This window comes from Bradyrhizobium sp. (genome assembly GCF_004799405.1).
In the GTDB taxonomy this organism is placed as follows: domain Bacteria; phylum Pseudomonadota; class Alphaproteobacteria; order Rhizobiales; family Xanthobacteraceae; genus Bradyrhizobium.
Window position 1 is genome coordinate 25,925 of sequence record NZ_SSMW01000027.1, and the last position, 10,252, is coordinate 36,176.

Genomic DNA, 10,252 nt, shown 5'->3' on the forward strand with positions numbered 1-10,252 from the left:
GGCACGGAGCATCCCGGCTCGAGGCCGGGACGGCGGAATATTGCTGTTCGGTAACAATCCCGGCCCTTGCAAGCCCAACACCCGTTCCCATGTCCTGCAAGGTCGCGGCAGGAGAGGACTGACCATGTTTGACAACAGTTTGGGCAACCCCAACGGCCCGGTGAATCCGCAGCCGCATGCGTTCGATCCCCTGGCTCAGCCGGAATTGTTTCGCGGCGTGCTGACGCGGCGGGTGTTCGCGTTCCTGATCGACCTCGTGGTGCTGTCGGTGCCGGTAATCCTGGTCTACCTGTTCATCGCCGTGTTCGGCCTGGTCACGCTCGGCCTCGGCTGGGCGCTGTTCTGGCTGGCGTGGCCGGCATCCGTGGTCTGGGCGCTGATTTATTACGGCGCGTCGATCGGCGGGCCGCATTCGGCTACCGTCGGCATGCGGGTGATGGATCTGGAATTGCGCACCTGGTACGGCGCGCCGGGCTATTTCGTGCTGGGCGCCATGCATGCGGTGCTGTTCTATATTTCGATATCGGTGCTGACGCCGCTGATTCTGCTGGTCGGCCTGTTCAACGGCCGCCGGCAATTGCTGCACGACCTCGTGCTGGGGACCGTGGTTGTCAACAGTTCGGTGCGCACCCAGGCCGCGCAACCGGCCCGGACGTTCTGACCCCGCCAAACGGATTGACCGTCAGCCTCCGCGGCGCGATGCTGGCGCCGGCTGCTTCGGAGACTAACGACTTCCCGTGACCCAGCATTCGCGCGACACCCCGCAATTCTACCTTACCGCGCCCTCACCCTGCCCGTATTTGCCGGGCCGGCATGAGCGCAAGGTGTTCACGCATCTGGTCGGGGACAAGGCCGGCGATCTCAACGACCTTTTGACCCATGGCGGGTTCCGGCGCAGCCAGTCGATCGCCTACCGCCCGGCCTGCGACCAGTGCCGGGCCTGCGTTTCGGTGCGCGTCATCGCCAACGAATTCCGCCTGTCGCGCAATTTCAGAAAGATCATGGCGCGCAACGCCGACATCGTCGGCGAGCAGCGCAGCGCGGTGCCGACCTCGGAGCAATATTCGGTGTTCCGGGCCTATCTCGACCAGCGCCACCGCCACGGCGGCATGGCCGACATGACCGTGCTGGATTACGCGATGATGGTGGAAGACAGCCACGTCGAAACCCGTATCGTGGAATATCGCCGCCGCGGCGTCGACAGCGGCGTCACCGGCAAGGGTGGCGAGCTGGTGGCGGTGGCGCTGACCGACGTGCTCAGCGACGGACTGTCGATGGTGTATTCGTTCTTCGAACCCTCGGAGGAAAGCCGCTCGCTCGGCACCTTCATGATCCTCGACCACATTACCCGGGCAAGACGACAGGGGCTGCCTTACGTCTATCTCGGCTACTGGATCGAGGGTTCGAAGAAGATGGACTATAAAGGCCGCTTCCTGCCGCAACAGCGCCTCGCGCCGTCCGGCTGGCTGCGCATCGACGCCTCAGGCGAAGTGCCGTCGGAGCCGCAGGATTAGTCCTGCGCCGTCATCACATAGCCCTCCGCTGCGGTGCGCGTTCGCGCCCTATCCCGCAACGTAATCCCACACCAGCTTTGCATTCAGCGCGATGATCACCGCCGCGGTCAGCGCCGCCAGCACCGTCAGCCAGCGCGGCGCGGTGAACGGGCCCATCTTGCTGCGGCTCGCTGTGAACAGCACCAGCGGCACCACCGCGAACGGCAGTTGCAGGCTGAGCACCACCTGGCTGAAAATCAGCAACTGACCCGTTGCCTTCTCACCGGCCCAGATCGTCACGATCACCGCCGGGACGATCGCGATTACCCGCGTCACCATGCGCCGCAGCCAGGGCGCGATCCGCAAGTTGAGAAAGCCCTCCATCACGATCTGCCCGGCCAGCGTCGCGGTGATGGTCGAGTTCAGCCCGCAACACAGAAGGGCAACCGCAAACAGCGTCGGCGCCATGGTCGAGCCGAGCAGCGGCGCCAGAAAGGCGTGGGCCTGGTCGAGTTCAGCGACATCGGTCTTGCCGGCGCGATGGAAGGTCGCCGCCGCCAGGATCAGGATCGAGGCGTTGATGACCAGCGCCAGGCACAGCGCGATGGTGGAATCGATGGTCGCAAGCTTGATGGCCTCGCGTTTTTCCGCAATGCCGTCGCCGTAGCCCCTGGTCTGCACCAGCCCCGAATGCAGATAGAGGTTATGCGGCATCACGGTGGCGCCGAGGATGCCGAGCGCCAGGTACAGCATCTCGCGATTGGCAAAAATATCGGTGGTCGGCGCAAAGCCCCTGACGACGGCGCCCCAGTCGGGATTTGCCATCACGATCTGCACCGCAAAACACGCCGCGATCACGCCCAGCATCGTGACGACAAAGGCTTCGATCCAGCGAAAGCCGAACGCCTGCAGCGCCAGGATCAGAAACACGTCGGCCGCTGTGATGATGACGCCGATCTCGAGCGGAATATGAAACAGCAGATTGAGGCCGATCGCGGTGCCGATCACCTCGGCCAGATCGGTCGCGGTGATGGCGATTTCGGCCGACAGCCACAGCGGCCATGACATCCATCGCGGATAGGAATCCCGGCAGGCCTGCGCCAGATCGCGCCCCGCCCCGACGCCGAGCCGCGTGCATAGCGACTGCAGCACGATTGCCATCAGATTTGACAGCATCGCAACCGTCAGCAGCGCGTAGCCGAATTTGGAACCGCCGGCGAGCGAAGTCGCCCAATTGCCGGGATCCATATAGCCGACGGCGACGAGATAACCCGGCCCGAGGAACGCCAGCAGCTTGCGCCAGAACGGCCCCTGCTTCGCCGTCCGCACCGAGGCGAAGATGCCCGCCAGCGACGGCTCTCCGCGTGCTGTACGCCAGCCTGGACCGTCCAGCGTTGGATTGGCAGCGGCCGACATCGGCTTGGAATCAGGTGGCAATTCGGGAGTGAGCGCATCCATTTCGGCAGGATGCCTGAGATTGACCTTTATTGCAACTCATTTGCAACTGCATCTGGATCGCGAGGGTGACTACGTCCCCACCCTGCCCGCCAATTCAAGCATCGGACGGCCGAACGCGCGCGCGGCTTCCGCGACGGAACGGCGGGCGTTGACGAGGATGATGCCGCGGGCGCAGCGCCACACCTTGAGGTCGGCGTTGCTGTCGCCGGCATAGATGAAGCCTGCGGGGAACGCGATGATCAGCTGCGAAGCCTTTGCCGAGCCCTTGAGGTTGCGTTCGCCGTCCGACGCCAGCACGCGATCGATGAAGCCGAGGCGCACTGCCACTCGCCCTGCGAGAACGGCGTCGGCGGCGGTCGCGAGCACGATTTTGCGGCCGGCGGCTTTCTCCCGCCGCGCCAGCGCCACAACGTCCTGATGCAGTTGCAGCCGATCCCATTCGATCCGGTTGCGCAATGCCAATTGGCGCTTCAGGGCCGCACGGCCTTGCCGCAGCCAGATCGCGCAACGAAACACGATCAGTGGATTGCGGCGCAGGATCGAGACAAAGCTTTTGTAAAGCAGGTCTCCAGCAATCAGCGTGCCGTCGAGATCGAGCACCAGCGGCATCGATAGCGGCAGGCCGAACAGCGCATCGGCCTGTTCGCGCTGCCGAACCGATGCGGATGTCGGCGCGGCGATGGTTGCGATGCTATTCATGCGCGGCGCTCGGCCGTGTCGAGACCCGGCACAGGCTGATTTCTCGCCCGCCACTTACAGCATTCTTGCAATCGCCATATCCGAGCTTGCTTGCCAGTGCCGCACCGTCCTGATCGGAAGATGAAACGATCAGCAGATGCGGCGCGCCACGGTTGGCGCTCCTGAATTTCGCCACCGCGGCGGGGTCCGGATCGGCTTCCCAGTCCGCCGCCGCGCGCATAAAATCATGCGCCTCGACATATTGCAGCGGGAAGTAGCCGAAATAGCGGGTCGAGGGCAGCGGCGACGACAATCCGACCCCTTGGGCGGCAAGTGCCGCGGTCTGAGCGGCGTGCAGCGTTGGCCGAATGCGCCAGGCGAACAGTGCGCTGCTTTTGAGCGCGATCAGGTCGATATTGACAAAGCTCTGTCCGGGATTGTCGCGGCCGGCGGCGCGTTCGCTTTCCAGTATCGGCGACCACGCGCGGTAGGCCACGGAACGGATCGCAGTCTGGCCGATCAGGCCGGCGAGCGCCGCGGCGCCAAGCATACGCGCAAGCGCGGCGCCTGGCTGGCGCGTGGCGATCGTCATCACCACGGCAATCCAGCTATAGGGGGCGAGCCGCTCGGACAGCAACGCCGAGCCGGTTTTCAGGTTGAACAGCGACAGCAGGACGACCAGCCCGAAGAAGGCCGGCCACATCAGGTCGCCGGATTTCAGGCGCCGCAAGGCGACAACGCCAGCGACCAGCATCGCGGCCAGCACCGGCGCCAGCGCCACCACTTCCCACCATGTGAAGGTGAACAGATAGGTCGCCGCCACGATCCGGCGCACGATCTGCGTCATCCCGCCATCGATGCTCGGCGGCTCGCCCGGGATATTGCGATAGGCAAACAGGAAGATCGCCGCCAGCATCAGGACCGGCAGTGCGGCCGCGGCCGCCCAGGCGCCATCGATCATCAATCGCCTGCCGGCGGCGCGCAGTCCGGAGCGGTCCCACGTCCGTATCGCCCGCGCAATGCCATCCGCCGCGAGCAACAGACAAGCCGCCACCACCGACGTGATGTGCGTCAAATAAAGCGCGATCAGGAACAAGGCCGTGCCGATGAAGGTCACCGCGTCGCCGCGCGTCTGCACCTTGCGCCAGAAGCTTGCGAACAGCAGGAACATCGGCACGCCGAAGGCGAAATTGTAGAAGCCCCAGTGGATGAAGGCGCCGAATGCCAGCGGCAGCAACAGCAGCATCGGCAACGCCGGGCGCTCGCTCTCGGTCCGGCAGACCACAAAGCCAGCCGCGATCCAGAGCACGCCGTAGAGGCTAAGGAAGAACGTGTTTGCGACCAGCGGATCGCCGGTCAACCGGATCAGGCCCGCCAGCAGCAGATAGATGGCGGAGTTGGGCTCGATCCGGGGATTCCACTGGTAGAACCATGCCGCAGGCTCCTGCAATGCGCCGCCCCAGCCGAACCGCGCGATCAGATCGGCCTGCGCCAGATGCACCGGACCATCCTGGGTCGGCACCAGCTTGACCAGCCACACCGGACCGTCCAGCAGCAGAACCAGAACCGCGAACAGCAGGGTGACGGCTGCGACGCCCGCAACGTTTCTGCGGGCACCGTATGAAATGGCGGCAAGCGACATGTCAGCGACCCGCGGTGAGATGGATCAGGTCCGAACTGGTCAGGCCGTTGAGCCACGGCAGATCGACAAAGGTCAGCACACCGAACAGCGCCATCGTCACCGCCGCTCCGGCCAGCATCGCCGGCTGGCGCATCAGTTCTTCCGGCCGCGCCGCGGCTGAATCGGGCGTCAGCGCCAGCCTCATATAGGCCGCGAACAGCGCGACGAAGAGTGGAATGACCACGAGATATTCAATCCGGTATTTCAACAGGAAGATCGCCATCATGAAGGCGAAGCCTTGCGCATAGACCAGGCAGCTCGTCACCAGGCTCGACTGGGTGTAGACGGCGAAGGACGGCCGGTAGGCCGCGAGGCTGGCGGTGCCGCCGGCCTCGACGATGGCGCGGTGCTCCGAGACCCGTTTGGCGGCCATCAGGAAGGCGCCGCCGAACCAGTAGGCCAGCAGGATCGACGCCGGCGGCGCCACATGCGGGGTGACCGCGAACCAGCCGAACAGGAACCGCAGCGGATTATTCAGCGACTCGACGATGACGTCGAGAAAGGCGCGGTCCTTGGCGCGGATCGGCCGCACATTGTAGATCACGCCGAAGATGGCGAACACCACCGCCACCATGCTGAAACTGTAGCCCAGCGTGTGGGCGGCGAGCATGCCGACCGAAGTGAGCAGAATGTATTGCGCGAACACCACGCCGGCAGACATCGTGGTCTGGACCGCCGGCCGCGCGCGCTTGGTCGGATGCATCGCATCGAACGGCGCATCAAGCCATTCGTTGATGGTGTAGTTGGCCGACGACAGCGCCATCGCGACGAACAGGCAGACCAAGAGCCGCTCGGCGAGTGCTGCGTAGTCGATCGGACCGCTGGCCGACATGATCATCGCAAAGGCGACGCCGGGGACGATCAGGACGTGCTTGATCCAGTGATCGGGCCGGGCAATGGCGATGTAATCCGCGAACCGCGCCGAGGGCTGCGGCACGTGGGACGCTGCCGGCGATCCCGACTGATTGGTAACGCTCATGAAATCCTCCAGGCCTTGCTCGCCTGTTCCGCGATTTCGGAACGCAACGAGCGACAAGCCTGAAGGGCATTGATCGTGCCGTGCTGCATTGCCCGGCTGCGGCACGGCGGAAACATGCGCAACGCGGTTAACGCCGCTCGCAAACGCAGGATTTGCGGGGATTTCCAGCACGGACAGCGTCACCATGCACCGGTTCCGCACGCCCTCCGCTATCCGCGAGAGCAACGACGGCGAGGCAACGTGATCCGGAATGAAACAGGGTGTTTCAATCTGAAGAGCCGCGCTCATGCGCGGCGTCTCGGTGTCGGGAATCGGGTGGTTTCAACTGCCATGGACGCCCACGTTGTCGGTGCTGACACGACAGGAACAACATCATGGCCCAATCATCGCGCGATCGTCTGCCACTGACCTTCAACCGCCTCGCGTGGTCTAACCTCGCGGCCCAATCGGCCGAGCAGATCGCGCTCGCGGCGGCGCCCATCGTGGCGGTGCTGCTGCTCGGCGTCGGCGAAGGCCAGACCGGGCTATTGCAGACCGCGCTGACGCTGCCGTTCATCCTGTTCGCGATCCCCGCAGGATTGCTCGCCGATCGCATCTCGCGGCGCTGGCTGATGGCGGGCTCGGAAGCGCTGCGCGCCGCAGCACTGCTCGCAATCCTGATTTTGATCTGGCTCGATCGGTTGACGCTGCCGCTGCTGGCTTTCGCAGGCTTCATCGCCGTGTGCGGAACGGTCGCCTACAGCGTGGCAGCGCCGGCGCTGGTGCCATCGCTGGTTTCCGCGAAACTTTTACCCGCGGCCAATGCGCGGATCGAACTGGCGCGGACCATTGCGTTCGCCAGTGGGCCGGCACTCGGTGGCGTGCTGGTCGGATGGCTGGGCGCCGCTCCCGCATTCGGCTTCGCCGCCGCCCTCTCCGTCGTCGCGGTAGTGTTGTTGTCCGGCATCTACGAGCCCGCCCGCGCGCCTGCGCCGCGGCGCCATCCGCTGCAGGAGATCAAAGAAGGCGCGGTGTTCGTATCGCGTCATCCGCTGCTGCGGCCGGTGTTCGTCACCCAGTTCATCTTCAATACCGGCTCCTTTCTGGTGCTCGCGGTGTTCGTGCCCTATGCCGTGCGTCGTCTGGGCCTGTCCGCGACCGGGGTCGGCACCACACTTGCGATGTACGGCGTCGGCATGGTGGTCGGCGCGCTCTCGGCGACGCGGGTGATGCGGCGCCTGCCATTCGGCATCGTGATCGCGCTCGGACCGGTCACCGGCTTCGTCGCTGCGGTGGTGCTGGCGCTGACGACGTTCGTGCCAAGCCCGGAGCTGGCGGGCTTCGGCTTCTTCCTGCTCGGCGCTGGGCCGATCCTGTGGGTGATCTCCACCACCACGTTGCGGCAATCGGTGACGCCGCCGCGGCTGTTGGGGCGGGTTTCCGCCATCAACATCATGAGCTATGGCGCGCGGCCGGTCGGCGCCGCCATCGGCGCCGTGGTCGGCGGGTTCTTCGGGGCGGAAGCATGCCTTTATCTGGCGGTCGCGATCTTCGGGGCGCAGGCGCTGGTGATCCTGATCTCGCCGGCGGTCGGACTTGCAAGGCAGCCGGACATGGTCGGAGATGGACCGGCGGTGCTGCGGGCCTGCTAGGGAACGCAACGCGCAAACATTCGGCCTTGCTCACGACGGAATAAATGCCCAGCCATTGGAGCTTCCCGTTCCCGTTTTATATGATACATATCATGTCAAACGAGGCGGGAGTTCCCATGGCCGACGAGACCATCTCCACCGTTACCGCCCCGCCAAGCGCGGAAGCATCCTCGACCCTGTCGCAGATCGCCGTCCTGGCCGCATTGGCGGCGACCGGAACCCTCGCCACCAACATCCTGCTGCCGTCGCTGCCGGAGATGGCGGCGTCCCTCAAGGTATCGAGTGCGGCTGTCACCTCCGCCATCACGATTTTCCTCGCGGTATTCGCGCTGGGCCAACTGGTGGTCGGGCCGATCTCGGATCGCTATGGCCGACGCTGGCCTGTGCTCACAGGCTTTGCGGTGTTCCTGCTCGGCAGCATCTGGTGCGGCGTCGCCACCGACCTGCCGGGCCTGTTGATCGGCCGCGTCGTCCAGGGCGCCGGCGCCTGCGCGACTTCGGTGCTGTCGCGCGCCATTGCGCGCGATTTATTTTCCGGCGCGGCGCTGGCGCGCGCGATGGCGCTGATCATGATCGCGATGGCGGCCGCGCCCGGCTTCTCGCCGCTGCTCGGCGGCGCGCTCGATCACTATTTCGGCTGGCGCTCCGAATTCGTTTTCATCGGGATCTTCGCCGCCATCGGCGCCGTCGCCTATGACATCGTCCTAGGCGAAACCCATCGTTCGACCCGCATTCCGCTCAATCCGCTGGCGATCGCGAAAAACTATCTTGGGCTGATCGCCGATCGCCGCTTCGTGGTGCCGGCGGCGACCGTCAGTCTGATCATGGGCGGACTGTTCGCGATGTTTGCCGCAGCTCCCCGGGTGTTGATCGAGGGACTGCACTTCACCCCGATCCAGCTTGGGCTGTTTTTCGCCGGCACCGTGATGATGGTGTTCGCCGCCGGCATGCTGGCGACCAGGCTCGTGCCGCGGTTCGGGCTCGACCGTTCGATCCGGGGCGGCCTCGTGGCGGCGGCCACCGGCAGCCTTGCGATCCTGCTGGTGTCGGTGTTCACCCCTACCTTCCTGCCGTTCCTCGCGGGCATGCTGGTATTTTTGCTGGGCATGGGCATCGTCAATCCGCTCGGCACGGCACAAGCGCTGTCGCCGTTCGGCGAGAAGGCCGGCGCGGCATCGGCGCTGCTCGGCTTCTGGCAGATGATGAGCGCCGCGATCGCGGTTTACCTCGCAGCGACGGTGTCGCAGCAGCCGATGTTCGCGCTCGGCATCGTGCTGACGGTCGCCTCGTTGGTGGCATCGGGGCTTTACGCCATGCGGGCAAGAGCGAGTTAACTCGCCAGACAGCGCTGATAGCTTTCCGTGGCCATCGGCGGAACGGCGGGCGTTGAGCGAGATCATGGCGGAAACCACGGTCCGCAGCTCCGCGCGCCTGGTCTGCTAGCGTCTCAGAGCGCGCAGCATCGGACTCTCAATCCAGATGAAAACGGCCCAGCCCACGAGCGAACTGAACACCTGGCACAGAACGATGGTAAGCCCCTCCATCCACAGCCCCGGTGAAACGATGCCGGCAAACGCAAGACCGAGAACCGGCAGCACGAAGCCATGGCTGAGATAGATCGAATACGATGCGTCTCCCAGCCTCAGCAGCCACCGTGGCAGTGCCGGCGGGGCCAACGGCTCCAGCGAGACGGCGCCGGCCACGATGGCAAACGCCGGTATGCCCCAGCTAAGAACCCTCGTGTTCTCCGAGACCATTGGCAGGACAAGGATCAGCGCAAATCCGCCGAGCACCAGTCCTCCGGCGAGCGTCGTCGGCAGTCGAAACCCCCGCAAGGTCCATTTCGCGAGCATCACTCCGAACACGAATTCCACAACGATGGTGTCGAACAAGATGGTCCAGGCGGGCCAGGTTTCGACGCGGACGAGCGCCACCGCGGCGAACAGGCCCAGGCCGGGAACAACGATGCGAAGAACATCCACGCGCATCGCCAGGGCGGCTGCGAAAAGCAGATAGAACAGAAATTCGTAAGTCAGGGTCCAGCCCACCGGAAGCACGGGCCGAAAATGCCCGGCAGTGTCGGTGACGGGCAAGAACAAATAGAGACCCCGCCACAAAATCGAAGTCGAGGCCGGTTCTCAGGACGACACTTCCTAGAGCCGCGACGGCGAGAATCTTGACCGTCGTGAGCAGCCAGTAAAGCGGAACGATCCTGACGACGCGATGCTGAAGGAAGATCAGCCACGCGCCAGCTCGATCGACCAGGCGACGTGACGAAATCACCATCACAAATCCGCTGATGATGAAAAATATATCGACTCCGGCCGCGCCA

General features: G+C 64.8%; 9 protein-coding genes. 4 read left to right on the plus strand and 5 right to left on the minus strand.

The genetic code is table 11. The features are described 5' to 3' along the window. The first annotated feature begins 124 nt into the window (after positions 1–124). The gene (locus E7813_RS04805; protein ID WP_291571412.1) at positions 125–661 is read left to right on the plus strand and encodes an RDD family protein; all 537 of its coding nucleotides are present in this window, start codon (positions 125–127) and stop codon (positions 659–661) included. Positions 662–737: 76 nt separating this feature from the next. Then, a complete protein-coding gene (locus tag E7813_RS04810) occupies positions 738–1,514 on the plus strand; it encodes an arginyltransferase (protein ID WP_291571414.1) in 777 nt (258 codons plus the stop codon). Positions 1,515–1,562: 48 nt separating this feature from the next. On the opposite strand, the gene E7813_RS04815 is transcribed toward E7813_RS04810, so the two are convergent. The 4 genes from E7813_RS04815 to E7813_RS04830 form a co-directional block, all read right to left on the minus strand. Beyond that, a complete protein-coding gene (locus E7813_RS04815; protein ID WP_291571428.1) occupies positions 1,563–2,909 on the minus strand; it encodes an Nramp family divalent metal transporter in 1,347 nt (448 codons plus the stop codon). Positions 2,910–3,020: 111 nt separating this feature from the next. Next, positions 3,021–3,650 carry a hypothetical protein gene (locus tag E7813_RS04820; RefSeq protein WP_291571416.1) on the minus strand — a complete coding sequence of 210 codons (630 nt, stop codon included), beginning with the start codon at positions 3,648–3,650 and terminating at the stop codon, positions 3,021–3,023. Next, positions 3,643–5,271, minus strand: coding sequence for a hypothetical protein (locus tag E7813_RS04825; RefSeq protein WP_291571418.1), 1,629 nt, complete (start codon positions 5,269–5,271; stop codon positions 3,643–3,645). The genes E7813_RS04820 and E7813_RS04825 overlap by 8 nt, the downstream gene beginning before the upstream one ends. A gap of 1 nt (position 5,272) precedes the next feature. Next, entirely contained in the window at positions 5,273–6,289 is a 1,017-nt protein-coding gene (locus E7813_RS04830) for a UbiA family prenyltransferase (protein ID WP_291571420.1), read from the minus strand. Positions 6,290–6,663: 374 nt separating this feature from the next. Here E7813_RS04830 and E7813_RS04835 point away from each other — a divergent pair, with 374 nt between their 5' ends. Further along, the gene (locus E7813_RS04835) at positions 6,664–7,920 is read left to right on the plus strand and encodes an MFS transporter (protein WP_291571422.1); all 1,257 of its coding nucleotides are present in this window, start codon (positions 6,664–6,666) and stop codon (positions 7,918–7,920) included. 116 nt (positions 7,921–8,036) lie between these two features. After that, positions 8,037–9,254 carry a multidrug effflux MFS transporter gene (locus E7813_RS04840; RefSeq protein ID WP_291571423.1) on the plus strand — a complete coding sequence of 406 codons (1,218 nt, stop codon included), beginning with the start codon at positions 8,037–8,039 and terminating at the stop codon, positions 9,252–9,254. Between the two features lie 105 nt (positions 9,255–9,359). Here the strand turns inward: E7813_RS04840 and E7813_RS04845 are convergent, their stop codons facing one another. Beyond that, positions 9,360–9,977, minus strand: a complete 618-nt coding sequence (locus tag E7813_RS04845) for an acyltransferase family protein (protein WP_363331152.1) — start codon at positions 9,975–9,977, stop codon at positions 9,360–9,362. Positions 9,978–10,252: the final 275 nt, after the last annotated feature.